The following is a 24,834-nucleotide window of genomic DNA, read 5'->3' as shown; positions in this document are numbered from 1 at the left end:
TAAAGGGGAGAACAGTCATATGCAAACCACAATCGCCGTAATCATCTTTTTGGTCACCTATGCGGTTATTGTTACGGAAAAAATCAACCGGGCTGTCATCGCACTCGCCGGAGCCGCCCTGATGGTACTCCTGGGCATCCTCGATGTGGAGGAAGTTTTCAAACATTATATCGAGTGGAATACCATCGTTCTTTTAATCGGCATGATGATTATTGTCGGGATCACCAATAAAACCGGCGTCTTTCAGTACATCGCGGTGAAATCCGCCAAGGCGGCCAAAGGAAATCCGATCCGCATCCTGATTTTCCTGGCGTTGTTGACAGCGGTTACCTCAGCGTTTCTCGACAATGTCACCACCGTCCTTTTGCTTGTCCCCATTACGTTTTCCATCACGAAAATACTGGGAGTCAACCCGGTGCCTTACCTGATCTCCCAAGTGATCGCCTCCAATATCGGGGGAACGGCTACCTTGATCGGAGACCCGCCGAATATCATGATTGGCGCCGCCAATGAACATTTGACGTTTAATCAGTTTATTCTTAACCTGTCACCCGTGATCGCGGTCATATTGGCAGTCACTTTGTTTCTGTTTTATCTAATGTTTCGCCGCCAGCTCAATGTCACCCCCCAGAACATCCATGAATTAATGGAACTGAATGAGAAGGAGTATATTCATAACCCGGCCTTAATGAAAAAATCTTTAGTTGTCCTCTTCATCACCATATTGGGTTTTGTCCTTCATTCTGCGCTTCATGTGGAGGCGTCGGTGATCGCGATGGCCGGGGCCACTTTGCTGATGTTGATCGGGCTGAAAGAAGAGGAGATTGAAGAATCCTTTCAATCGATCGAATGGGTATCCATTTTTTTCTTCGCCGGATTGTTTACCCTGGTAGGAGGACTGCAAAAAACGGGCATCATCGAACGATTGGCCCGACAAGTGCTGGATGTCACGGGCGGTGATATTTCACTGGCTGCGGTGCTCATTTTATGGGTATCCGGTGTAGCATCCGCATTTATTGACAACATTCCGTTTGTGGCCACCATGATCCCTCTGATCAAAGATATGGCGGAAGGATTGGGGCTTGCCACCAATTCTCCTCAGATCAACACTCTGTGGTGGTCGTTGTCGCTTGGAGCCTGTTTAGGCGGAAACGGAACCATCATCGGCGCGTCGGCCAATGTCGTTGTGGCCAGCTTGGCCGCGAGGGAAGGAAAAGGATTCAGTTATATGGATTTCTTGAAGATCGGGGCCCCGCTGACCCTTGTGTCGTTAATTATTTCAAACATCTATATTTACTTGCGCTACTTGATTCACCTTCCGTAAATAAAAAACAACAGAGCCGTTCACCGGAGCGCTCTGTTGTTTTTTATATCGAAGGTGAAGGCACACCCGTTCCCCTTCTCTATTGTGATCGACCGATCAGCTTTTCAATATAATCCTTGACGATGATGGAGTTAATATTGTAGGGAAGCGAAAAAGGAACATGTTTATATCTGAAACGGGTTTCTCTCAGATAATCAATATAGCTTCCGGTGATGCCGAACCAGTTCATCGGATCGCTGAAATATTGTTGGAAAACCAGTTTCGTCGTATATCCTCTTCTTAAGATCTTATGGATCGGCCCTTGTTTCCATTTAAACATCGAGCTGGACAGTTCCTTCGTGGGGTGTGAAAAATAGTCCGGGTACATTTGATGGAGCGTCAAATCATACAAGTATTTACGGTAGCGAAGTTCAACCGGCACCTTTAAAAAGAAATCGACAATCTCATCATCCCAAAGAGGGATTTGCCAATCTTGCCCGAAAAACTCATAAACTCGGACCGAGTTGGTAATAAACTTGGCCTGCCGCTCTTTCCAATCCCAATACTCGAATGCCGCGCTTGCCTGTTCCCTGTTTTGAAAAGGAAAACCTTGCAGGGAATCTTTGATTTCTGAAATAATGAGCGATTTCACCTGTTGATCCGGTGTATCCCACAGTCGGTGATGCTTGCGCATGATCTGATGCACCACTTCGTCCAACTCAAAGGTCCGGTCGATCGTTAAGTCGTACGGAATATGGCTTCCTGCAATAAAATCTCCGGCATGTCCAGGGATAAAGACAAAGGAATCCTCATAACGCTCCATCATTTGCTTGACTGCGGGCCAATCCTGCAAATGGCCGATGGAAGTCAGATTGGAGGCCTGCTCGACATAAGATTCCCAGTCTTGCGAATGATACCATTTAAACCAGTCGGCCTTGGAATAGGTATAAAATTCCCACGGAATCCCCAACCGCTCCGCAATTTCCTTACTGACTTGCGCTTCTTGATTGCCGGGCTTTCCATAACTGAAACTGCGGATGGGTTTGACATCAAACTCTTTTAACATCAGGGCAATGATCCGGGAATCATAACCGCCGCTCAAGGGAATCATGACCGACTGGCCGGCAATGCGTTTAGCCAATCGCTCAAATACCCGGTAGAATATTTTTTTAAGCTCTTCCACGCCGCTTGCTTCATCCAGCGCTTCATCCACTTGATGAAAAAATTGGAAATAAGAAGTCACCGAAACCTGGTTGTTTTCAATCACCAGGTATTGTCCGGGTTCCAGCTGCAAAATATCTTTGACCAATGTTTTTTCATTGGATACATAACCCGTAATAATAAATTCAAACACAGACGTATCATTCAGGTTCCGTTTCACCAGATCCCTGCCCAGATGGTCGGTTACAATCCAACGGTCATGGTCGTCGCGGTAATAAAAAAGCGGGATGGAGCGTTTGCGATCCACTGCGGCAAAAATTTTTGTTTCGTCTTTTAAAACGATGGCAAATTCGCCGCGCCACTCCGTTACAGCTGATGGCCGGAAGCTATGGGTTTTAAAGTAATCACGGATATTGGTACGATCATAAGTGCCCCCGTCAACTTCTAGATAACCCGTAAACCATATCGTACTATTCCCTTCAGATACACGTACCCATCTATCACTTGTAATAAAAATATTTTCCAAGACCATCACCTCAAAAATATACACCGTGGTGATTACTTCCATACTTTACCCGGCAACCGATTCCCTTACTTAAAAATATCTGCTTTGAAGAGGATTTTTTACTTACAAATCCCACCAGTCCCTGACCACTCAATTTCTCATGAGGAGCACTGGCAAGGATGCGCGATCCGAACCTGTCTTCTCTTATTTATTCGTAAATAGCTCCGTTTTTGATGAAACGGTGCTGAATAATTCTCTTCCGTTCAAGATTGTGCGCTATTTTTGCCTGATCGTCCGCAAGGTTTTCTCATACAACGCTACCATCCGGTTTGCGTTTTCAATCCAGTCGTAACGTTCCTGAACGAAGCGGACCCCGTTGGCTCCCAGTTTCTTTCTGAGGGATTCATCCAGAATCAAACGCTTAAACGCCTGCACCAGATGATCGGGATGATTATCGGGAATAATCAATCCGGTCACTTCATGGTCGACAACTTCAGGAAGCCCCCCCACATTGGTTACCACGACCGGAACTCCGCAAGCCTGGGCTTCAACCGCCGCCACACCAAAGCTTTCCCGGTAGGAGGGCAGGGCAAAGATATCCATCTGGTTGATATAATAGGGAATTTCGGAATTAGCCACAAACCCCGTAAAAGTGGCCTTATGAGCGATCCCCAGCTCTTCTACCAGGGCTTCATATTCAGCCCGTTTGGGACCGTCCCCGACGATGAGCAAGCGGGAATGGGGAAATTCCTTTTCCAACTTGGCAAAGGCTTTAATCAAATTGGAAATGCCATATACTTCGGTCAAACCTTTGGCTGTTCCAATCGTGATCATCTCATCGGTTTTGGTTAAGCCCAGCGGCTTAAACTTGGAGAGATCCACCCCGAACGGCGTGATTTCAACCGGTTTGTCCGTATATTTTCTCGTCTCTTGGGCCATGTCGTAGCTGGTCGAACAGATCACGTCCGCATGATTTAATGCATACTCTACAATTTTTCGGTTAATGATATTGGTAGTCGGAAAATGATAAATGTCTGAGCCCCAAACAGAAATATAGAGAGGGTGATAGTTGGTCAGTGCCGCAACAATGCCGTAACTGGACACATAATGGGCATGGAAAATATCCGGTTGAATGTCCGCCAGAATTCTTTTTAACGCAAACACGCTCGTGGGATAAGACAATTTGCGCGGCAAAAATTTAGGCAGCTGCAGGGTTTCTACCTCTTTGGCGTTTTCAGGGCTAAAATGATTGGAAAAGGTAACAACGATAACCTGATACCCTTTGGATTGGTAAAACATGGCCCACTTATGGGTATGAACTGAATTTCCTGGCGCAAACAGCAAGATTTTCACAACACACCCTCCTCTATTAGCGTGCTTTTCACCGTGCGAACCCTTGCTAACCAAGAATGGTGCCGTAGAAAATCGCGTTCAATTTGCGCCGCATACACTGCCTGGTTCTCAATCATCTTCTCTATCGCTTGAGCCATGGATTCAGGAGTGGCCTCACAAATCGTGCCATAGGGTCCTGATTCGATCAGGCTCTGCTGTGCAGTACAGTTGGTAGCGATCACAGGTAAGCGATTGGAAAGGTATTCGACAAGCTTTACCGGCACGGAAAAATGATTGTACTTGCTGGGAAAACGCGGGATAAGCGCAAAGTCCATTTCCCGGTAAAGCGCATCCAATTCCGGTCCCGATACATGTTTGACTTGCACGTTGCATTCGCTGATTCGCACTTTTTCATTTTCCGGGAGAGCCTGATACTCTCCTTCCCGGCAAACGATGGTGAGTGAAAACGGGATGTCTCGGCTTTTCACGATCTCCAACGCGTCTAACATTAACGACAAACCGTAGTCCCGATGGGCGATTCCCCCCACATAAAGCCCCTCATAGTTGCGTTTCGAGACGGCCGGCTTCGGCTCGGATAAAGATTTGCCGCCCGGCGGGAGGGCAGCTTTCATCCGGTCGATGCCCACATATTCTCCCATGGCAAGGCTGGGCAGGAAAATCGCTTTGGCATACGTTTGAAAAAACTTTTCCTCGATCCGATAAACCATCCTCATCAACTTTTTTTTCCATCCTTTGAGAGGATAGAGCTCATCAAATTTCCAATAAACATCCCGGTAAAAAACGCCGATCGGCACACCTTTCTTTTTTAAAAAGCGAAAGACCGTCCAGTCGATGAAGGGAGCCTTCGGAATATGGCCGGGGTCGGTCAGCCACACCGGAATCGTTTGGTTCTCAACATAACAAAAGAGCAACTGGTCCAGTTCGCCGTTTTTGCGGAGCTTGTGAAACTGTTCTTTGCGTTCCCTGGAATTGCCGTGTATGGCGATCACCTTCACATTTTCGGCATTTCCCCAAGCTTCAAATGCTTTCAGCATTTCGATCGGGCGCAATTTGGAACCACTGTCTGCTTTTGTAGCAAGTGTAAAAGGGTAATAGACAAGTACACTTCTCATATTAAGTGTTCCTTTCCTTCCTATAACCAAGATAGCCGATGAAGCGATGCCGCAATTGAACGAAAACATAGGAACTGACCACAATGGCAGATAGCATGAACCATACGGGATTCAGAATCAAATCCGAGAACCCGCCTACCAAAGCTCTTGGGATGTTGATCATGAAATATATGAATAAACTTAAGAACACAGGATGTTTCGGCAAACGAAGAAACACCATATACAGCAGTTGGATAAAAACGCCTATCATGATTGTACCCAGAATAACACCGGGAACACCATAGGTTGCGTATGCTTCCCCTACATAAAGAGTATTCAGAACCCCGGCCGTTCCTGCCTCAATTCGTTCAGGGAAGAGATCTTCCATCAAAACACGGGATGAACGAACCTGATCAATATGATATAACTCCAGGAGAGCCTGTGGTAAGCCGCGCTCTTCCAAAAAAGGATAAACCTCATCATACCGGTCCACATAAGCGTACATGGGAGCAATCTGGGTTAAAATGATTCTTCCGATCGGCCCTGAAGAATAAGAAAGATATTCTTTCGCGTCCTTCACACCGAGTGAAGCATACATCACCAAGAGATAGGAAAATGCCAAAACGACAAAAACCAGAAATTTCTTTAAGCTCATTTTTGTCTTGCCGAGATACATCCGAAGCAGAATGAACGAGGCGATATAGAAAATCACGGGCGATTTCTGAAAATCGTAAATATTGATCAGCACCGAAGCGGCAAAAAGGACGGCAAAGAGGATCGCCCACTTCGGTTCTTTTGTCTTTACTTTATAGGCATATGCGATTAAGGAAAGAATCGGGGTTAATCCAATCGCAAAAATATTTCTCAAATAGGCACTGATCCCTTTGAAGCCCTCCTTGGCTTCAATGCGAAGCTCACTCAAATTGGCATCCGGGTTCAAGAAGGCTTCAAAAATCGGGACATGCTCAATTCGTAAGAACGTATACAGAATGGAGCCCAAACAGATAACCGATAATGCGAAAAAGATCCGATAAAACGTATCTTGTTCTCGTTTTGAAAGAGATTCCACCACTGGAGAGTTCCAATAGCGGTCAAACTCGTGTCTGGGATGAAAGCCGGACAGTTTGGAGATGACAAACATCGTCAGCGGCAAGAGCACCATGACTATACAAACGAGAGAAAATCCAATCTGCCGTGACTTTTCCTGAAAGATCAACTTGACGATGATATACGAGTGGTCAATATTCAGCACAATCAGGAGCGATCCGATAAAACTAGACAAAAGGAGAGAATAATAAAAGATCAATGAGTGCAGATTTGGCCGAACAAGTGACAGTCTGCCCGATGCTTGTTGAAACAAAAATACGGAGGCAGCGAGTACGATCAGCCAGATGACGATATAAACCATGCTTCTGTCTCTCCTTTCGCTAGTTTTTCATGCCCAGGCGAAAATCGCGATCCACCCGGCTAATCATGAGTGATCCGATAAAATATACCCAGGGAAGCAGTTGATAAGCACCCGGTAAATGGGAAACCTGAATGTACACAAGCGAACCGGCAGAAAGAATCGTTTGGAGCAGGATAAAAACGAGTTTACCGGCTGACACCGGGATATAGTAGGCTTGCTGGCTTTTGCGGAAGATGATCGCCACTGCAACGATATAAGCGATCAGGTTGGCAATCACGGTTCCCCAGATTGCATACAATGGAACCAAGACGATGTTTAAAATGACGCTGAGGACGGCACCGAATCCAAAAGCGTATGAAATAGGCTTGGTCTTTTTGGTAAACAAGAGTCCGGAAGAAATGATCAGGTAATAAAAGCTTATAAAGGTGATCAGGGAAAGAAAACCGACGTACTGGAATGCGTCAGCGTAATCTTTCTTCAACAGTTGAAAAATCCATGGAATCAAGGTTGTGACGGCCATGATGCCCAACATGCCGATCACAAAAATCGCAATATAAATTTTTGCAAACAAATCCCTGCTGTTTTCCTTCTTTTTGATCTGCATGGAAAAAGGGCGCCAGGCCATCTGGATACCATAGGTCAACAGAGAGATCATCGACGCAAATTGAAAGGCCGCATTATAAATTCCTGCCGCCTCCAAGCCGTGAGGTCCCAGCATGGCAGTCATCACATAACGGTTGGAGCTGCCGATCACCCAGAAAGACAGGGTAGCCGGAACCAACGGCGCAGAGTATTTGAGAACCTCTTTTAAGATTTCTTTGTCGAACGAAAGTTTCAGATATTGCAAAACAGCTTTGCCACATAAGAGCAAAATAGCTCCCACACTGATCAGTCTCGCCCATAAGATCGAGTCCAGCGAGCCTTGAACATAAACAAGCAAGATGTACGAAAGGACGGCGATCGAAGCCATTTTTAATACGGTCAGGATGACCACCCGGACTGTCAGCATTTCGTACCGATAAATGGTGATCACCAGCGTGACGACGGTATCCAAAAGAAGCGTCAACATGCTGATATTCAGGGCAAACCCGAATACGGGGCTGTTGGTGACCATCAGAGAGATCTCTTTTCCCAGCGTCCAAATGATGACAGAAAGAGCAAGAGCAACCGCCAGTCGAAACCCTAGGACATTTTGTACATAGCGGAGTTTTTTTTGCGCATCTTCCACTTCGAAATAGTAGTAAGCAAGAGCCGAATCGGTCCCGAAAATAATCAGGAAAGTGAGGATGGAGACAGTTGCATCAATATTTCCCAGCGCCCCGTATTCAGCCGTGGTGAGGTGATGGAGATAAATCGGCACCATGATAAAAGCGATGAGCTTGGTGCTCATGCTCATGAACGCATATAAAAAAGAGTCGCCAACTAAACGCTTAACCTGGGAAAACAAAATGAACCTCACCTACTCTTCGGGATCCGATTGTTTGGTCAAAAGCTTTGCCCTTTGTTCCGCGTCGATCCAATACTTCCAGAAAATGAGGACGACACAGGTGAGCAGAACACTTCCGAGAAAAGCCACCAACAAGTTAGCCATCAATGTGGAAGGCTGTTTGGAAACAGCGGGAGCTTCTATAAACATGGGCTTGTCAAGCAACAAAAGGTCCGTTTGAATAATCTGCAAACGCTCCTGGCTGGCGGAAAGTTCCTTTTGGTTCTCGATTAAAAGCTCAGCGTTCGCCGGATCTGCAAGATTTCCTTTTGTTTTTTGCTGGTAGAATTCAATCGATTTCTTGAGCTCTTCAATCCGTTTCGAGAGCGTTTTTGCATAGTTGCTGCTCAGCTGATATTTTTGGTTGTACAGACGGTCCAAGGAACCCAAATAAGCATTGGCGATCCGCCCAATCTCTTTTTCCACTTGCTGCTGATTCTCACCGCTCAACTGCAGAGAAATTTTGCCGCTCCCCGGCGAGAACACTTGAAAAGTGGATTGGAGTTCCGCTGACATCCCTTCACTGTACTCTGCTTTAATCAGGTCGGGATTGACGGTTGAATCCTTGGTCACCCCGCCCACATACACCGTTGCCTTCCCGACGAATACATCTTTTTGAAATAAACTGAACAAAAGAGTCGCAAGTACGAAGACAACAGGTACCATGATGAGCAGCTTCTTCTTTTTCCAAAAAAAGAGCAGGTATTCATACAGTGCTAAATGGCGCTGTTCCGAGTGCTCTCTACTCACAATTACACCAGCCTTTTCCTCGTAAAATTTCACAAGTCGGGAATTTATGTCAAATCCCGCAACAGCGTTATCGTATTTAATGAGTTTTTTTACATAAAATAATAGAATAACACTCGTATAAGATAGCTTATAAACGCAAAAATATCAAGGGGTTTGTAGATTAATTGAAATTATTTACAATCCTTGATCCCATTGGCAGACATGTGCATAAAGGAAAAGGTTGTTACTGGAAGTTCAGTAACAACCTTGTTCGTCACCGGTTTCTTCTTTATTCCACAGTCACACTCTTCGCCAGGTTCCGCGGTTTATCCACATCGTATCCACGCTCTACGCAAGCGTAGTAAGCGATCAATTGCAATGGGATGACAGCCAGCACCGGTGTCAGCAGATCGATGGTGGCGGGAATGCGGATCACTTCATCAACGGATTTTCTCAGTTCAGTGTCGCCTTCGACCGCAAGACCCAGAATATGAGCACCGCGTGCCTTCACTTCTTGAATGTTGCTCACCATTTTGTCATAGACCGATTTTTGCGTTGCCAGCGAAATGACCGGAATGTTTTCCTCGATCAGCGCGAGGGTGCCGTGCTTCAGCTCTCCGGCAGCGTAGGCTTCCGAATGGATGTAGGAAATCTCTTTCAACTTGAGAGAGCCTTCGAGCGCTACGGCAAAATCAAGGCCGCGGCCAAGGAAGAACAGATTTTGATGTTTGGCGATGGAACGTGCAAAGGATTCAATTGATTTTTCCAGTTTGAGCACCTGTTCCGCTTTGCCCGGGAGCTCCTGCAGGTGTGTCACGATCTCCTGGAGCTCGGCTGCAGATTTGTGCCCGCGTACTTGGGCAAAATAGACTCCCAGGAGATAGATGGCGATCAACTGCGAGGTGTAGGCTTTGGTGGAAGCAACCGCAATTTCGGGTCCTGCCCAAGTGATGATCACATCGTCTGCTTCACGGGCCACGCTGCTGCCGACCACATTGGTGATCGCTACGACACGGGCTCCCTGCTTTTTGGCTTCACGCAGGGCAGCAAGAGTGTCTGCGGTTTCCCCGGATTGGCTGACCACAATCACAAGGGTCCGTTCGGTGATAATCGGATTGCGATAACGATATTCGGAAGCCACGTCGCATTCTACCGGGATGCGGGCAAGCTCCTCGAATACATATTTCCCGACCATGCCGGCATGATAAGCCGTTCCGCAAGCGACAAAGTGGATTTTCTCGATGTTTTGAATCTCCTCTTTAGAGAGGGAAATCTCTTTCGATAAATCGACCAAGCCGTTTTTGGTGCGGCTGGCCAGCGTATCGCGGATCGCTTTGGGCTGTTCGTGGATCTCTTTTAGCATGAAGTGGTCATAGCCGCCTTTTTCCGCAGTGGCAATATCCCAGTTGACGCGCATCGTTTCGCGCTGTACCGGAGTTCCGTCCACTTTCATCAGGGTAACCTTGTCAGCCGTCAGGACCGCCATTTCCCCATCTTCGAGAATGTACACGTTGCGCGTATGTTTTAAAATCGCCGGAATATCGGATGCGACAAAGTTTTCACCTTCACCGACACCGACGACGAGCGGGCTGGCGAGACGCACGGCAACCAATTTATCCGGTTCGTACTCGCTGATAATGCCGAGCGCATAGGCTCCCTCCAGCCGCGAGACCACTTGCTGCACAGTGGACACCAGATCGCCGTTCCACAGTTCAGCCAACAGCTTGGCAATCACTTCTGTGTCCGTTTCCGAAGTAAATTGGTGTCCGCTTGCGATCAGCTCTTCTTTCAGTTCCAGATAGTTTTCGATGATCCCGTTGTGAACCACTGCAAAACGTCCCGCGTTGTCCACATGGGGATGCGAGTTTTCGTCGGATGGCTTTCCGTGGGTCGCCCAGCGGGTATGGCCGATTCCCAATTGACCCGGCAGGGAATGAACGGCCAGCTTGTCTTCCAGGTTGGACAAACGTCCTTTGGCTTTTCTCACACCGATGGTTTCTCCGTTGTAAACCGCAAGACCTGCAGAATCATACCCCCGGTACTCCAACTTGCTTAATCCTTCCAGCAAGATCCCCTGGGCCTCTTTTGTCCCAATGTAACCAACGATTCCGCACATATATTTAATTACCCCCTAAGGTTTCATACCATGATCTTTTTCTGTACAAGTGGGCAGACGTTCCCTCTTCCGGCCGGTAAAGCGGATCAATCCCTTCACACGTTGATCCGCTTTCGCCCTTCACCGTTCGGGCCCTTTGTCAGACCGGCCTCAAAGGAATTCCGGCCGCGCGTCTCCCCGTCCAACCTTTTTCTCTGGGTTGTGCGAGCCGGTAGTGACCGATCTGAGTGGCAGGTTTTTCTCTACGGCAACGCTCGGGATGTCCCGAGGCAGTCACTTTGCAGAACCCGCTTGTTTTCTTCAATTTCTCTCTTACTTTTTCCGAAACTTGAACGCGTCATGCCACGGTCTTTGTTCAGCAAGTCACCCTGCCGGTTTGTACCATGGCTCCTCGGCTTTGACGCGAAGCCGGGAGGTATCCGCCGATCCGGTTCGATACTCCTCCACCTCGTCAACTGCAAGAATCCGTCCCTTGCAGTCCTGGCGCTTTACGACAAACAGTGAACATGCCCCCTGCTTTTTCCTTTCCTCACCTCCCTTGCATGGTATACCAGAAGACCCATGTTTCTATGCTATGCAAAAATGATCGAAATGTAAAGACCGTTGTCAAAATTGTTCATTTCGATATCGTGAACAACAAAAGGAACGCTTCCGATTTCCCGCCGTTGACAAGGTACGGAAAGGCTCATCCGGAAAACGTTCCTTTGTCGTTTCAACCTAATTGTTTGCGCACTTCTTCCGAGATCTGATCCACATATTTCTTTAACATCTCTTTATCGGGGCCTTCCGCCATGACACGGATGAGCGGTTCCGTACCCGAAGGACGAACCAATACCCGGCCGTCGCTACCCAACAGTTTTTCCACTTCTTCGATGCTGGCCCGAATCGCTTCGTTCCGGTCCCAGCCTTCTTTTGATTTGACCCGCACATTGACAAGCAGTTGGGGGTATTTGGCCACCTTTTTCCCCAAGCTGTGCAATGTGAGTCCTTTTTCCTTCACGACACGGAGCAGTTGAACCGCCGTGAGCATTCCATCCCCGGTGGTATTGTGATCAAGGAATATGATATGGCCCGATTGCTCACCACCGAGATTATAGCCGCCCGCACGCATTTTTTCCATGACGTAACGGTCGCCCACTTTGGTTTTTTCCGTGGAAATTCCCGCCTCATCAGTCGCCTTGAAAAAGCCGAGATTGCTCATGACGGTGGTAACGATCGTGTCTTTCTGCAAAAGACCTTTTTCTTTGAGATATTCACCGCAGATAAACATGATCTGGTCTCCGTCGATCAGTTCCCCTTTTTCATCCACGGCGATCAAGCGGTCTGCATCCCCGTCAAAAGCGAGTCCGAGATGGGCCTGCTTTTTCAGCACTTCTTCCTGTAATCGTTTGGGGTGGGTTGATCCGCACTCCACATTGATATTCCTTCCATCGGGATGGATATTGATGGCCGTTACATCTGCCCCGAGATCGCGAAGCAGAAGGGGAGCCAGCTCAAATGCGGCACCATTTGCACAGTCGACTACGATATGCATGCCGCAGAGATCCGTATCGATGGTTGATTTTAAATGATCGAGGTAAGCGCGGACCGCTTCGTGATTGTTCGTGACAAGCCCCAGGCCCTCCCCTTGCGGGCGCGGCAATTCATCTTCCTCTTTTTCCAGCAGTTCCTCAATCTCCAATTCTGTCTCATCCGACAATTTATAGCCATCCGCACCAAAAAATTTGATTCCGTTATCTTGGAACGGATTGTGGGACGCAGAGATCATCACCCCTGCATCGGCAGCCAAATGGCGGGTCAGGAATGCGACGCCGGGAGTGGTGACGATGCCCAACCGGATCACGTCACAGCCGATGGAAAGCATACCGGCAACGAGGGCTGCTTCCAGCATTTCGCCGGACAAACGGGTATCCCGGCCCACCACCACTTTGGGGCGTTTTTTCTCCCTGGTCAGCACATAAGCTCCCGCGCGCCCCAAGCGGAACGCCAACTCCGGCGTCAGCTCAGTATTGGCTACTCCTCTTACTCCGTCTGTTCCAAAATATCTTCCCATACATCTTCTGCTGCCTAGAGAACAGAAGATCCCGCTCAGGGATTTTTCCATCAGCAGCAGGGTTTCACCTCTCATTTTTTAAATTTTTCGGCCCGGACAATTTCCTGCATCCTCAAGACGGGCTTAATTGAACCTCTGCCGTTAAATGTAACTGTCCATGGACTTGGATATAGGGAGGCAATGTAAATTGGATGGGGACCTCATGTTTTCCCGCGGGCAAATTGGAAACATCGACATATGCTTTAATATCGCCCGTGCTTACTTGGCCCAGGTTATTGGGCGCCCCTGAAAGAATGATATTTACATTTCCACCCTCTGGTGAAAGAATTTTGGCAGTCATCCCTTCCGCAATTCCCGTCAACTGAAGCGGAACCTCTCCAATGTTTTTAGTCTCAGCACGAACCATTTTAACATAGATTTCTACTTCTTGGGGCTCCACTTTTGTCGCCTCGTCACGAACGGGAATGGGAACCTGGATGGTCACATCCTTTGTAATGTTGGACAGATTGAGCGAAGGTCCAGGGTAATACTGGAGTGAGTCGATATAGGAACGGGGCCCGTAAACAGTCAGTTGATCAATGGATGGCTGGATGCTTTCAACGGCATAGCCGGAGGGCGGACCTTTACCGATCTCTATATGGAACGGTACTTTTTTGTTCGGGCTGTTGATCGCTATTTCTACTCTGACTGTTTCCGGATATACATCCACTTCATTGATCGGGCCGTTTTCCCCAAATGCTTGTAACTTGATCAATTTGTTGACAGATTTTGCCGTTTCACTGAGAGGTACGATCGCTTTCACGGCCGAGACCTGATCCAGCTTCGATTCTGATCCGCGAACCAACACTTTTTCCGGATTGACGATCGGTTTCTCAGCTGTCGCTCCTTCGGGCAATTTTCCGATCAAGTCAACCTGGACAGGCATTTCTCTCTGCAGCTTCGATTCCAGTTCCACTTTCAGTGTAGACGGACTTACTTTTTCCTTCACTCCAGCCGGCAACCCCTCGACATGGACAGGAACGCGATGGGTCCCGGCTCCCAGCTTTCGGAGATCCACATAAATGCGATAGGTGGAGGGAAGCCGATCCAGAGTAAACTTATCTCCATACAAAGTGAGTTCAACTTTACCGGGATTTTGCACGAGTTCAAAACGGTCCTTGTCGTAAACGGCTTCTACGGAGACATCACGGATGCGCGTGCTGTATGAATCATCAGACGCGTAAAAGACCGATGCGTCCGTCACTCCCAGCCACAGCATAATAGCGACGCCTACCGAGATCAATCTTAAGACGACGTCGTTTTCCAGCCATTTATTCATCCGACTGTTTTCCCTCCTTCTCCCGGTAAAATTTTTCTTTGTAAAACTTGAAAGAATGGATGTTTTTTTCCGGAGGCTTCAGTTCCTGGTATAAGCGTGAAACCAATGTTTCCTCATTCAGGCCTCTTTCCAAATTCCCCTGGATGGCCAGCGATATTTGCCCGGTCTCCTCTGAAACGATGAGCACCACCGCATCGGAGAGTTCGCTCATTCCAATTCCCGCCCGATGACGGGTGCCCAGCTCCTTGCTGATGAACGGATTTTCCGAAAGTGGCAGATAACAGCCGGCAGCCATGATTTGTTCATTTCGCACAATGACAGCTCCGTCGTGAAGCGGTCCGTTTGGTAAAAAAATATTTTTCAAGAGCTCTGAGCTGAGCTTGGCTTCCAGCACGACCCCTGTTTCTATATAATCAGACAAGCCAGTCTGGCGTTCGATCACGATCAGCGCCCCGATCCTCTTTTTGGCAAAGTGGATCGCCGCTTTGGTGACTTCACCCACCATTTTGGCGGCGATTTGATCTTCCGCCTGTCGGTTTCGGCCGAAAAAGCCCCCTCTTCCCAATTGTTCCAATGCCCGCCTGAGTTCCGGCTGAAAAATGATGATGACCGCAATCACACCAACCGAAAACAGATTCTCAATCAACCATTGCAAGGTGGACAAGTGAAACACATTGCTGATCAACCAGATGGCGATCAGCACAGTAATACCCTTTAACAGTTGAACCGCCCTTGTTCCGCGCAGAAGGATCAGCAGTTGATAAATGATGTAACTGACAATCAATATATCGACAATGTCGTTCACATAGCTTGTGATTCCATCCAACGATTGCATCGGGTGCCTCCAAAGATTCATTCCATTCCTTTATTATGCTACCAAAAAGCTCGTCCGGATTCTTCAACCCTTTTTTCTCTACATTATGCGATAAATAGTAAAAAAAAGAAATGCTAAGGCTATTTTTGGAATAAACATACAAAGAAAGTTGTAAAAAACAAGACTTCTTCCAGACAGGAAGAAGTCCTGAATACAGAGGTCTTTTCAAATACGGGCAATGTGAGTTTCCAGCGGATGCTGTGGGACGGCCCTTTCAATAACGGAAAACAAATGTTAACCGAGTTTGACTGATGGTTCCTATTGTCGGCAAGTGATCCACGCTTCAGATGGGTCTCTGATTTTATTAACCCGTGTTCCGCATTCCGGCAGCGATTCCGTTGATCGTAAGCAACACTTCCTCCAGCACGGGGTCTTCGGAAGTTCCGGTTTCGCTTTGTTTGCGCCTTTCTGACAGCAGATAAACCTGGATGAAGCTGAGCGGGTCAACGTATGGGTTTCGCAAGCGAATCGATTCCTGAATGACCGGCACATGATCCAGCAGTCCCTGTTGACCGGTAATCGAGAGCACCTGCGAGCAGGTCAGGCGAAACTCTTCCGCAATGATGTTAAAAATCCGTTCACCCGCTGTCTTGTCCTTGACCAGTGAAGTATACTCCCTGGCGATCACCAGGTCCGCTTTGGCCAATGCCATCTGCAGATTGTCGATCAGCGACCGGAAAAACGGCCAATGTTGATACATCTCTTTGAGCATGGACAGCCTCTCTGCCGGATTTTTGTGGACATACTTGGAGAAGCCGGTTCCAGCCGCATACCAGGCAGGGAAGAGATAACGGGTTTGTGTCCAGGCAAACACCCAGGGAATCGCCCGTAAATCCTCAAAGCGCTGGCTGTTTTTCCGCCTGGAAGGACGAGATCCTATTTTTAACTCTCCCACTTCAGGAAGCGGAGTCGCCTCCTGGAAAAAGGAGAGGAAGTCAGCATCTCCAAAAACCAAGCTTTGATACTTTTCCAGCGCATAGCCGGAAATCTCTTCGATCGCCCGCAACCAATCCTGATTCAGCTCATGTTTTTCGCCTTTAAATGCCATGGCGGCTGAGATCAGGAGAGCCGAAGTGGCCTGTTCAAGACTGCGCTGAGCGATCGGTTTTAAAGCATACCGTGAAGAGAGCACTTCTCCTTGTTCCGTTATTTTCACGCCGCCCAGGACCGCTGATACGGGATTGGCCATAATGCTTCGGTTGAGCGGGCCGCCCCCTCTGCCAAGCGCTCCTCCCCTTCCGTGGAAAAATTTCGCCTCCAGCCCGTATTTGCGCGCTAAGCGGGATAGCAGAAGTTGTGCCCTGTACAACTCCCAGTTCGCACTGATCATCCCGCCGTCCTTATTGCTGTCCGAATAGCCCAGCATGATTTCCTGAATGGGATGACCTTCCCGCTTGTCAGGCACGAAGCAAGGATGCTGAAAATAGGCTTCCATGATCTGTCCAGCGCGGTGAAGATCATCGATCGTCTCCAACAGGGGGACCACGTGCAGGCGGGAAGTTTTTTGTTCGCCGCACTGCCTGTACAGGCCGACTTCCTTGGCCAGAAGCACCACTTCAAGCAGATCGCTGGTTCCTTGCGTCATACTGATGAGATAGTTGCGGATGGAATCTTCTCCGAACTCTTCTTTTGCTCTGGCGATGGTGCGGAATAAATCCAGGCATTGTCTGGTTTCCGGCGAGTATTCCAAAAAAGACGACGTCAACGGCCGGGGATCTTGCAACAGCTCCGTGAGCAACTCAATCTTTTCCGATTCGGAAAGTTGGTCATAATGCGGCTCGATTCCGAGCACAGACAAAATTTCCGTCAATGCTTTTTCATGTTCGGCGCTGTGCTGGCGAATATCCAGGGTTAACAAGTGAAAGCCAAACAGCTCCACCTGGCGGACCAACCTGGCGATATCATTGTTTGCCAGTACTTCCGCATGGTGAGTCCGCAAGCTTTTTTGAATGTGCTTTAAATCTTCCAGCAGCTGACCGGCATTTTCATAAACACCCAATTCTTTTTGACCCGTGCGTGTATGTTTGAGGCGGGCGAGCATATACATGCATTTACGGCGATAGGGCTCATGTTCGTTTCGCCATTTTCCTTCACCCACATCCCCCAAGTGGACGGTTAATTCATCGTGGCGGATGGATTCAGCCAGTTCTTCCGTTATCTGAATCTTTCTTGTAGAGTAGCTGAGCTTTTTTATCAGTTGCTTGATCGATTCTTCATATTTTTGGATCACCAGCGCCCGTTGCATGGACAATGTTTGCCATGTCACTTCGGGTGTGACGGATGGATTTCCGTCCCGGTCTCCCCCGATCCAGGAACCGAAGCGCAAGAATGAAGGAACATGCCACTTGCGTTCGGGATAGTACTCTTCCAGACATCTCTCCAGCTCTTTATGAACTTGGGGAAGAACATCGAAAAGCGTTTCATCCACATAGTACAGGCCGTTACGCACTTCATCAATCACTGTCGGTTTGCGCAGGCGCAACTCATCGCTCTGCCAGAGGGTACATACTTCGCCAATCAATTTTTGCCTGATCTCTTCCCGTTCGCTGTCGGTAATATACGGATGATCGAGGCGCATCATCTCTTCAGCGATCCGATGGTGAATATCCAGCACAGTCCGCCTGACCGCTTCTGTCGGGTGGGCCGTGATGACCAGCTCCAATGAAAGGAAATGCAGGATCTCTTCTACTTCATCAGCGGTTAAGCCCTTTTCCTTTAACTGCCGGACGGCGCTCTCTATCGAGTGGGGCTGGATCTCCCCGGTTTCCGAACGGCGATAATGGCGGTGTCTTCGCACGCGGTGATTTTGTTCTGCGATATTGACCAGCTGAAAGTAAATGGCGAAGGCGCGGATCACATCCCGGCGCATTTCGGGGGTAAGCTGATGAATCTCCTCTTTGCAGCGCTCCAGCACTTCCGGTTGGAACGACGCACGAAGCTGTTTGGTCAGCTCGCGGATTTTTTCCACGTGATTCAGAAGCTCCAGGCCCCCTTGCATCACGAGAACATCACCCAAAATATGCCCCAGAAATCGAACATCCCGGCGCAACGGAATATCTTTCGAAGATGGCATGAACTCCTGCTGTCTCATCTGTTGACACCTCTTTTCATCACCATATGTGCGGCCCTTTTCCATATAAATGGAAGTTTATTTCCAATTCAGCCGGATTCTTTGTCAGGCCGGTCTCGTTTCGACAGTCCCCGTTTCCGCTCCGGCTAAAGCATTTGGCCAAAATCACCACTCTGTTCCGCTGGTTCCAGGCGATTCTTTCGATCAATTGGCGCTATTCAAAATAGAAAAACTTTACCTTTGCATAAACATTCATTTTTTAATCTTTTCTTTATTATGCCATAGTGGTACACTTTAACCAACAATAGATTTTTTATAAATTTTTACCTGTAACAAGAATCCAAGACCGCTGGCGTTTCTTGAAAGGGAGATTGAACACCCTCCTCAACAGCAATGGAAAACCAAACGTATAAAAAATAGCGTAACCCTCAGCAGGCTACGCTATTTTTTGCACTCTATATGTGAACACGGGAAGTCCCATGAGATCGGACTTGTATCAGGGCAATCGGCCGTCTGTTATAAGATTTTCATACCAAATACGGAACCAATCAGAGCGACAGCCACTTTGGCCGTTTGATTTTCCCGATCCAGAATCGGATTGACTTCCACGAACTCTGCAGATGTGATGATTCCGGCTTCTGCAAGCATCTCCATGGCCAGGTGGCTTTCCCGGTAAGTGATTCCCCCTGGAACGGGCGTGCCTACTCCCGGCGCATCTTTGGGATCCAGTCCGTCCAAATCCAAACTTAGATGTACCCCATCGGTTCCCCTGCTGACAATGCTGATCGCCTCTTCCATCACACGGGCCATACCGATCCGGTCAATTTCATGCATGGTGAAAACTTTAATTCCCATTTCTTTAATCAGTGTTCTTTCGCCCGGATCCAGTTCTCTCGCACCGATAATCACGGTATGTTCGGGGCGAACCTTCGGAAAATAGCCGCCAATTCGAACGAGGTCCGTGTGGCCCGTTCCCAAGCTGACGGCCAGGGACATTCCGTGAATGTTCCCCGATGGCGATGTTTCTCCCGTATTTAAGTCACCGTGAGCATCAAACCAGATGAGCCCCAGATTTTCATAATGCCTGGACACCCCGGCAATGGTCCCGATCGACATGCTGTGGTCTCCGCCAAATACGAGAGGAAAACGTTTTCTCTCCACGACACTGGAAACCGTATCCGCCAGGTGCTCGCATACTTGTCTGATTGCTGACAGATATTTGAGTTTTGGTTCTCCGATCTGTATCGATTCAGGGCTGGGCACCGGAAGGTCACCGATATCCTCCACTTCATATCCCAATTGCTCCAACAGACGTTGCGCGGAAGCGTAGCGGATCGCACTCGGCCCCATATCGACCCCGCGTCGCCCCTGTCCCAAATCCATAGGCATTCCAATGATCGTTATCGGCTTTTTCTCCATCGTTTAATCTCCTTTACCTGCGGATTCAGCGCTTACATTTTAACATAGAAATTAGTTTACCAACAAAAATGTTATGGTTATGAAAGGGGTTTCCTGGTATAATTATTCAATTGGGAGTATAAAGTCGGAAGATCTAACCAATTTTGATTTCATCGCCAACCAGAAAAGCTTTAAAAATATATGTTTCCATGAAAGAATTTGTTAAAGGAACCGCCAGATGACAAGAACTCCTTGGGTTCAGCCGGATGAGATCGACAAAATCATCGACCATCAGCTCAAAGATTGGAACTCCGACGCACTACGCGACAAAGAATGGATGATTGTAAACGCCGATATCCGCCAATTGAGCGGTTTCCTGGATACAGGGCAAATCACGATAACTGAGATAACCGCTCTTTATCTGCTCCGAATCAAGCGATGGAATGCAAAAATGCGCATGGTCATCTCCGTCAACCCTCATGCAGTTGCTGAAGCAAAAAAATTGGATGCGAGCCGAAAATCAGTCAACCATGCCGGTCCGCTGCACGGGATCCCTGTTCTTGTAAAAGACAATATTCATACCCGAGACGAAATGGCCACCACAGCCGGAACGATTGCTTTCAAGGAGAACTTCGCCCGGCAAGATGCTTTCATCGTGGAAAAGCTCAGGGATGCCGGGGCCATTATCCTGGCAAAAGCAAACCTGTCTGAATTAGGCAATTTTATCTCTTTCGAAATTACCTGACGGGTTCTCGGCACTGGGCGGTCAAACCCTCAATCCCCACGGGCCGGGAACTCTGGATGTAAGTGGTTCCAGTTCCGGATCGGCGGCAGGGGTGGCACTGGATCTGGCTCCTGTTGCCATTGGAACGGAAACATGCGGTTCGATTATCAGCCCCTCCATCGCCAATCAGATTGTCGGATTGAAACCGACCGTCGGCCTGCTCAGCCGTTCGGGAATCATCCCGCTCGCCGGTTCTTATGATACCCCGGGTCCCATGACAAAAACCGTTTCCGATGCCGCTCTCCTGATGAATATCATGGCACAACCTGATGAAAATGATCCGCTTACCATCAGTTCCAGGCCTAACTACACCGACTATGCGGCCAATCTTCATCTGGAAAGCCTTCAAGGCGCCAAGCTGGCCGCGCCTCTCTATTTTCGCAGGCACCCTACCGGCCGAGCCATTCTGTCACTCTTACAAGAAGCCGGAGCCAGGACTGAGCTTGTCGATTTCACCATCCCGGAAGTGAGTTTTCAAGTTTTTCTCGACGTGTTGCTCTATGAATTTCGCCGGGATATGAACCACTACCTCAAAACAAATCACCCTGCTCTCGGAATCGATGATTTATCCGATTTGATCCGCTTCAACAAGAAGGATCCGGACAAACGAGTACCGTACGGACAAGATATCCTGATCAAATCAAATCTGTGCCCTTTATCGGAAATTGAATATAAAAAAACGGCCCAAGAACTGCGCCAGCTCGCTCACCGAAGAGTGATCGCCCCGTTATTCGAACAGCAAAAGTTTGACGCCATTTTAGGCAATCACCCGTTGCTATGCGCGTACGCCTCCTTGCCTGCTGTAACGGTGCCTTTTAGCAAATGGAAAGAAAAAGGAGCAGAATTTGATCAAGTCACGTTTGTCGGTCCTCCGTTATCGGAAGCCAAGCTGCTTCAATTTGCTTATGCTTTTGAACAAAAGACCCGTGCGAGAAACACACCTGTTTGATCCGATTGACAGTAAGAACAAATCAGGGGGCCATTTCCTTATTCACGATAAACTCTAATCGGAAAATAGAGTACGGGTCCAATGACGTTGCCATCCGATTCACTTTAGCATTGCACCGACCGTTAGGATCACTTTGAGTGTGGAAACAAGTGAATGCAACCATCAAAAAAACCAACCTGTCTGTCAACACTGCAGGCTGGTTTTTTACAAATGCAAAAGGCATGTTCGAGCAGGAATTCTGCCCTTTCAATGGGGTACGATGAAAGTAGGCAATGTACAGGTTCCCCCCGCGGGCAACTTAATAGCAGTCATTTAAGCGGAACACTTCAAACTACATTCGAGCAAAAAGTCTCGAAAAGAACGATGCCAATTTACGGACCGTGCCTTCTTGCAGAGAGAATACGATGCAGGCCGATTCGACCAAATGAAAGCCCGTCATTTCGATGGCTATCGTTCACATTTACAAATCCGTTTAATATAAAAAAGCCACCAACTTCATTTTGGCGGCTTGCGAAGGAATAAAGGTTGCACTCATTTCGGGACTGAACCCAACATCCCCGACACGAGTTGACAACAACCATCGATTTGGAGCGGAAGACGGGATTCGAACCCGCGACCCTCGCCTTGGCAAGGCGATGCTCTACCCCTGAGCCACTTCCGCATTTTTCAAATGGTGAGCCATGAAGGACTCGAACCTTCGACACCCTGATTAAAAGTCAGGTGCTCTACCAACTGAGCTAATGGCTCGCGAATTCTCAAATACTGAGAAATAAAATGGCGGAGCTGACGGGATTCGAACCCGCGATCTCCTGCGTGACAGGCAGGCATGTTAGGCCTCTACACCACAGCTCCGCATTAAGTGGACGGGGTCCTGGTGACCGTACCGTCCATATGAAAAGGCCAGATGATTATCCGGCCTGTTCTTTGGTGACCCGTAGGGGATTCGAACCCCTGCATGCCAGCGTGAAAGGCTGGTGTGTTAAACCGCTTCACCAACGGGCCAAATCTGGAGCTTCCTACCAGGCTCGAACTGGTGACCTCTTCCTTACCATGGAAGCGCTCTACCGACTGAGCTAAGGAAGCATGGCTCCTCAGGCAGGACTCGAACCTGCAACCTACCGGTTAACAGCCGGGCGCTCTACCATTGAGCTACTGAGGAATATTCATGGAGCGGGTGAAGGGAATCGAACCCTCGCATTCGGCTTGGAAGGCCGATGTTCTACCACTGAACTACACCCGCAAAGATGGAGCGGAAGACGGGATTCGAACCCGCGACCCTCGCCTTGGCAAGGCGATGCTCTACCCCTGAGCCACTTCCGCATTTTTCAAATGGTGAGCCATGAAGGACTCGAACCTTCGACACCCTGATTAAAAGTCAGGTGCTCTACCAACTGAGCTAATGGCTCATGTTTCAATGGCTGGGGAGGTAGGGATCGAACCTACGCATCGCGGAGTCAAAGTCCGCTGCCTTACCGCTTGGCTACTCCCCAGCGGTTAAAATGGTGGAGGGAGTAGGATTCGAACCTACGAAGGCGAATGCCAGCGGATTTACAGTCCGCCCCATTTGGCCACTTTGGTATCCCTCCGCAACTGGTGGACGGTGACGGGATCGAACCGCCGACCCTCTGCTTGTAAGGCAGATGCTCTCCCAGCTGAGCTAACCGTCCAAGTCAAAGGCCAGATGATCATCCGGCCTGTTCTTTGGTGACCCGTAGGGGATTCGAACCCCTGCATGCCAGCGTGAAAGGCTGGTGTGTTAAACCGCTTCACCAACGGGCCATAACATTTAAAACCCATTTGGTCAGTGAGGCATAAAAAAACCTTCATCTATTATGAAGGAATGTTGGAGCGGAAGACGGGATTCGAACCCGCGACCCTCGCCTTGGCAAGGCGATGCTCTACCCCTGAGCCACTTCCGCACCGTTTCAAATGGTGAGCCATGAAGGACTCGAACCTTCGACACCCTGATTAAAAGTCAGGTGCTCTACCAACTGAGCTAATGGCTCATGTTCAATGGCTGGGGAGGTAGGGATCGAACCTACGCATCGCGGAGTCAAAGTCCGCTGCCTTACCGCTTGGCTACTCCCCAGCGGTTAAAATGGTGGAGGGAGTAGGATTCGAACCTACGAAGGCGAATGCCAGCGGATTTACAGTCCGCCCCATTTGGCCACTTTGGTATCCCTCCGCATGGTGGACGGTGACGGGATCGAACCGCCGACCCTCTGCTTGTAAGGCAGATGCTCTCCCAGCTGAGCTAACCGTCCAAATCAAAGGCCAGATGATCATCCGGCCTGTTCTTGGTGACCCGTAGGGGATTCGAACCCCTGCATGCCAGCGTGAAAGGCTGGTGTGTTAAACCGCTTCACCAACGGGCCAAATCTGGAGCTTCCTACCAGACTCGAACTGGTGACCTCTTCCTTACCATGGAAGCGCTCTACCGACTGAGCTAAGGAAGCATGGCTCCTCAGGCAGGACTCGAACCTGCAACCTACCGGTTAACAGCCGGGCGCTCTACCATTGAGCTACTGAGGAATATTTTAATCAAGAAGACAATTTACATTATATATTTTTGAAAGGCGAATGTCAACCTTTTTTTATTGGATCAGATTTATTTCCAATCCATTGCTTTGCTGTTTACCAGCGACGTCTATCAATATACCACGATACTATGCGAAAATCAACTATTTTTTATTGGTATGTTTATCCAAAATTCACTGGGATAAATACTTCTGGCAGGCAGAGTCAAATTTCATCTCATACAAAAATCTTGTTACAAAGCTTGTGTAACCCGGTTTCACGTTAAGCCGTGATCATTTTCTCATCAATCACATGGTATCATTGACGAATCCTTGGAAAGAATCATGAGCAAACTCGACGGCATTTCAACAACTGTAGACGACAATAAGAGCGGATCTGCAGCCTCTTGAGGCATTTTGGGAGCAAAAATGCTGCCAAACTAAATGATCACAGGTAATAAACATGCCATCGGATAACCGGCAGAAACATCTGTACCAATGAGTAGCGGTTTACATAAAACCGCACGCAGTTCACACAATAATGATTAAGATGCTCATCAACCATGATCTCCCGCGATTTTTGCCGAAACAAAAACCACCCGTTCAGGGACGGGCGGTTAGATGCTCGCCTGGCAACGTCCTACTCTCCCGGGGGTCATCCCCAAGTACCATCGGCGCTGGAGGGCTTAACGGTCGTGTTCGGGATGGGAACGAGTGGAT

The 24,834-nt window shown here is 48.5% G+C and carries 15 protein-coding genes, 21 tRNA genes and 1 rRNA gene; 3 read left to right on the top strand and 34 right to left on the bottom strand.

Annotation, left to right across the window (positions count from 1 at the left end):
* Window positions 1–19: 19 nt before the first annotated feature.
* On the top strand, window positions 20–1,324 hold the full coding sequence (locus BMW55_RS11990; protein ID WP_089969506.1) for an ArsB/NhaD family transporter: 1,305 nt from the start codon (window positions 20–22) through the stop codon (window positions 1,322–1,324).
* A 79-nt stretch (window positions 1,325–1,403) separates the two neighbouring features.
* On the opposite strand, the gene BMW55_RS11985 is transcribed toward BMW55_RS11990, so the two are convergent.
* The 12 genes from BMW55_RS11985 to rocF form a co-directional block, all read right to left on the bottom strand.
* Complete coding sequence (locus tag BMW55_RS11985; RefSeq protein ID WP_170839909.1) at window positions 1,404–2,990, bottom strand: asparagine synthetase B family protein; 1,587 nt, start codon at window positions 2,988–2,990, stop codon at window positions 1,404–1,406.
* 255 nt (window positions 2,991–3,245) lie between these two features.
* Window positions 3,246–4,322, bottom strand: coding sequence for a glycosyltransferase (locus BMW55_RS11980; RefSeq protein WP_089969500.1), 1,077 nt, complete (start codon window positions 4,320–4,322; stop codon window positions 3,246–3,248).
* A complete protein-coding gene (locus BMW55_RS11975; protein ID WP_089969497.1) occupies window positions 4,319–5,434 on the bottom strand; it encodes a glycosyltransferase in 1,116 nt (371 codons plus the stop codon). The genes BMW55_RS11980 and BMW55_RS11975 overlap by 4 nt, the downstream gene beginning before the upstream one ends.
* Window position 5,435: 1 nt before the next feature.
* On the bottom strand, window positions 5,436–6,821 hold the full coding sequence (locus BMW55_RS11970) for an oligosaccharide repeat unit polymerase (protein WP_089969494.1): 1,386 nt from the start codon (window positions 6,819–6,821) through the stop codon (window positions 5,436–5,438).
* Between the two features lie 19 nt (window positions 6,822–6,840).
* On the bottom strand, window positions 6,841–8,268 hold the full coding sequence (locus BMW55_RS11965; protein ID WP_089969491.1) for a lipopolysaccharide biosynthesis protein: 1,428 nt from the start codon (window positions 8,266–8,268) through the stop codon (window positions 6,841–6,843).
* Between the two features lie 12 nt (window positions 8,269–8,280).
* Window positions 8,281–9,057 (bottom strand): GumC domain-containing protein, encoded by a 777-nt coding sequence (locus BMW55_RS11960; protein ID WP_089969489.1) that lies wholly within the window; start codon window positions 9,055–9,057, stop codon window positions 8,281–8,283.
* 268 nt (window positions 9,058–9,325) lie between these two features.
* Window positions 9,326–11,152, bottom strand: coding sequence for a glutamine--fructose-6-phosphate transaminase (isomerizing) (gene glmS, locus BMW55_RS11955; protein WP_089969486.1), 1,827 nt, complete (start codon window positions 11,150–11,152; stop codon window positions 9,326–9,328).
* Window positions 11,153–11,864: 712 nt separating this feature from the next.
* A complete protein-coding gene (gene glmM / locus BMW55_RS11950; RefSeq protein ID WP_089969776.1) occupies window positions 11,865–13,205 on the bottom strand; it encodes a phosphoglucosamine mutase in 1,341 nt (446 codons plus the stop codon).
* Window positions 13,206–13,317: 112 nt separating this feature from the next.
* Complete coding sequence (locus BMW55_RS11945; protein ID WP_089969483.1) at window positions 13,318–14,523, bottom strand: CdaR family protein; 1,206 nt, start codon at window positions 14,521–14,523, stop codon at window positions 13,318–13,320.
* Entirely contained in the window at window positions 14,516–15,358 is an 843-nt protein-coding gene (gene cdaA, locus BMW55_RS11940) for a diadenylate cyclase CdaA (RefSeq protein WP_089969480.1), read from the bottom strand. The genes BMW55_RS11945 and cdaA overlap by 8 nt, the downstream gene beginning before the upstream one ends.
* 343 nt (window positions 15,359–15,701) lie before the next feature.
* Window positions 15,702–18,488: a phosphoenolpyruvate carboxylase gene (gene ppc, locus BMW55_RS11935; RefSeq protein ID WP_089969477.1), complete on the bottom strand. Its 2,787-nt coding sequence runs from the start codon at window positions 18,486–18,488 to the stop codon at window positions 15,702–15,704.
* 495 nt (window positions 18,489–18,983) lie between these two features.
* Window positions 18,984–19,886, bottom strand: a complete 903-nt coding sequence (rocF, locus tag BMW55_RS11930) for an arginase (protein WP_089969474.1) — start codon at window positions 19,884–19,886, stop codon at window positions 18,984–18,986.
* 217 nt (window positions 19,887–20,103) lie between these two features.
* Between rocF and BMW55_RS19835 the strand changes: the two genes are divergently transcribed.
* Together BMW55_RS19835 and BMW55_RS11920 are read left to right on the top strand one after the other, a co-directional pair.
* A complete protein-coding gene (locus BMW55_RS19835) occupies window positions 20,104–20,610 on the top strand; it encodes an amidase family protein (protein WP_089969471.1) in 507 nt (168 codons plus the stop codon).
* Complete coding sequence (locus tag BMW55_RS11920) at window positions 20,585–21,598, top strand: amidase family protein (RefSeq protein WP_089969468.1); 1,014 nt, start codon at window positions 20,585–20,587, stop codon at window positions 21,596–21,598. The genes BMW55_RS19835 and BMW55_RS11920 overlap by 26 nt, the downstream gene beginning before the upstream one ends.
* A gap of 586 nt (window positions 21,599–22,184) precedes the next feature.
* Here BMW55_RS11920 and BMW55_RS11915 read toward each other — a convergent pair.
* From BMW55_RS11915 to rrf, 22 genes are all read right to left on the bottom strand, one after another.
* A tRNA-Gly gene (locus tag BMW55_RS11915) sits at window positions 22,185–22,259 on the bottom strand.
* 10 nt (window positions 22,260–22,269) lie between these two features.
* A tRNA-Lys gene (locus BMW55_RS11910) sits at window positions 22,270–22,345 on the bottom strand.
* Between the two features lie 28 nt (window positions 22,346–22,373).
* A tRNA-Asp gene (locus tag BMW55_RS11905) sits at window positions 22,374–22,450 on the bottom strand.
* A gap of 73 nt (window positions 22,451–22,523) precedes the next feature.
* A tRNA-Glu gene (locus tag BMW55_RS11900) sits at window positions 22,524–22,600 on the bottom strand.
* Window positions 22,601–22,605: 5 nt separating this feature from the next.
* Window positions 22,606–22,681: transfer RNA gene (locus tag BMW55_RS11895), tRNA-Thr, on the bottom strand.
* A gap of 1 nt (window position 22,682) precedes the next feature.
* Window positions 22,683–22,757: transfer RNA gene (locus BMW55_RS11890), tRNA-Asn, on the bottom strand.
* A gap of 7 nt (window positions 22,758–22,764) precedes the next feature.
* A tRNA-Gly gene (locus BMW55_RS11885) sits at window positions 22,765–22,838 on the bottom strand.
* Between the two features lie 5 nt (window positions 22,839–22,843).
* Window positions 22,844–22,918: transfer RNA gene (locus tag BMW55_RS11880), tRNA-Gly, on the bottom strand.
* A gap of 10 nt (window positions 22,919–22,928) precedes the next feature.
* Window positions 22,929–23,004 (bottom strand) — tRNA-Lys (locus tag BMW55_RS11875).
* 9 nt (window positions 23,005–23,013) lie between these two features.
* Window positions 23,014–23,088 (bottom strand) — tRNA-Gln (locus BMW55_RS11870).
* 10 nt (window positions 23,089–23,098) lie between these two features.
* Window positions 23,099–23,184: transfer RNA gene (locus tag BMW55_RS11865), tRNA-Tyr, on the bottom strand.
* 5 nt (window positions 23,185–23,189) lie between these two features.
* Window positions 23,190–23,265 (bottom strand) — tRNA-Val (locus BMW55_RS11860).
* 35 nt (window positions 23,266–23,300) lie between these two features.
* A tRNA-Glu gene (locus BMW55_RS11855) sits at window positions 23,301–23,377 on the bottom strand.
* Between the two features lie 65 nt (window positions 23,378–23,442).
* A tRNA-Gly gene (locus BMW55_RS11850) sits at window positions 23,443–23,517 on the bottom strand.
* An 11-nt stretch (window positions 23,518–23,528) separates the two neighbouring features.
* A tRNA-Lys gene (locus BMW55_RS11845) sits at window positions 23,529–23,604 on the bottom strand.
* A gap of 8 nt (window positions 23,605–23,612) precedes the next feature.
* Window positions 23,613–23,687 (bottom strand) — tRNA-Gln (locus BMW55_RS11840).
* A 10-nt stretch (window positions 23,688–23,697) separates the two neighbouring features.
* Window positions 23,698–23,783: transfer RNA gene (locus tag BMW55_RS11835), tRNA-Tyr, on the bottom strand.
* 3 nt (window positions 23,784–23,786) lie between these two features.
* Window positions 23,787–23,862: transfer RNA gene (locus BMW55_RS11830), tRNA-Val, on the bottom strand.
* Between the two features lie 34 nt (window positions 23,863–23,896).
* A tRNA-Glu gene (locus BMW55_RS11825) sits at window positions 23,897–23,973 on the bottom strand.
* 5 nt (window positions 23,974–23,978) lie between these two features.
* Window positions 23,979–24,054: transfer RNA gene (locus BMW55_RS11820), tRNA-Thr, on the bottom strand.
* Between the two features lies 1 nt (window position 24,055).
* A tRNA-Asn gene (locus BMW55_RS11815) sits at window positions 24,056–24,130 on the bottom strand.
* Between the two features lie 611 nt (window positions 24,131–24,741).
* Window positions 24,742–24,834 (bottom strand): 5S ribosomal RNA (gene rrf / locus BMW55_RS11810); the annotation flags it as partial.

The sequence above is a fragment of the Lihuaxuella thermophila genome, from assembly GCF_900110165.1.
In the GTDB taxonomy this organism is placed as follows: Bacteria; Bacillota; Bacilli; order Thermoactinomycetales; family Thermoactinomycetaceae; genus Lihuaxuella; species Lihuaxuella thermophila.
The sequence above is the reverse complement of the archived record's forward strand: the minus strand, read 5'-3'. Positions and strand labels throughout refer to the sequence as shown.

Coding starts and splice junctions, on each gene's coding strand:
- glmM (WP_089969776.1), bottom strand. CDS start 13,205: ATGGGAAGATATTTTGGAACAGACGGAGTAAGAGGAGTAGCCAATACT.
- glmS (WP_089969486.1), bottom strand. CDS start 11,152: ATGTGCGGAATCGTTGGTTACATTGGGACAAAAGAGGCCCAGGGGATC.
- cdaA (WP_089969480.1), bottom strand. CDS start 15,358: ATGCAATCGTTGGATGGAATCACAAGCTATGTGAACGACATTGTCGAT.
- rocF (WP_089969474.1), bottom strand. CDS start 19,886: ATGGAGAAAAAGCCGATAACGATCATTGGAATGCCTATGGATTTGGGA.
- ppc (WP_089969477.1), bottom strand. CDS start 18,488: ATGAGACAGCAGGAGTTCATGCCATCTTCGAAAGATATTCCGTTGCGC.
- BMW55_RS11990 (WP_089969506.1), top strand. CDS start 20: ATGCAAACCACAATCGCCGTAATCATCTTTTTGGTCACCTATGCGGTT.
- BMW55_RS11975 (WP_089969497.1), bottom strand. CDS start 5,434: ATGAGAAGTGTACTTGTCTATTACCCTTTTACACTTGCTACAAAAGCA.
- BMW55_RS19835 (WP_089969471.1), top strand. CDS start 20,104: ATGACAAGAACTCCTTGGGTTCAGCCGGATGAGATCGACAAAATCATC.
- BMW55_RS11945 (WP_089969483.1), bottom strand. CDS start 14,523: ATGAATAAATGGCTGGAAAACGACGTCGTCTTAAGATTGATCTCGGTA.
- BMW55_RS11970 (WP_089969494.1), bottom strand. CDS start 6,821: ATGGTTTATATCGTCATCTGGCTGATCGTACTCGCTGCCTCCGTATTT.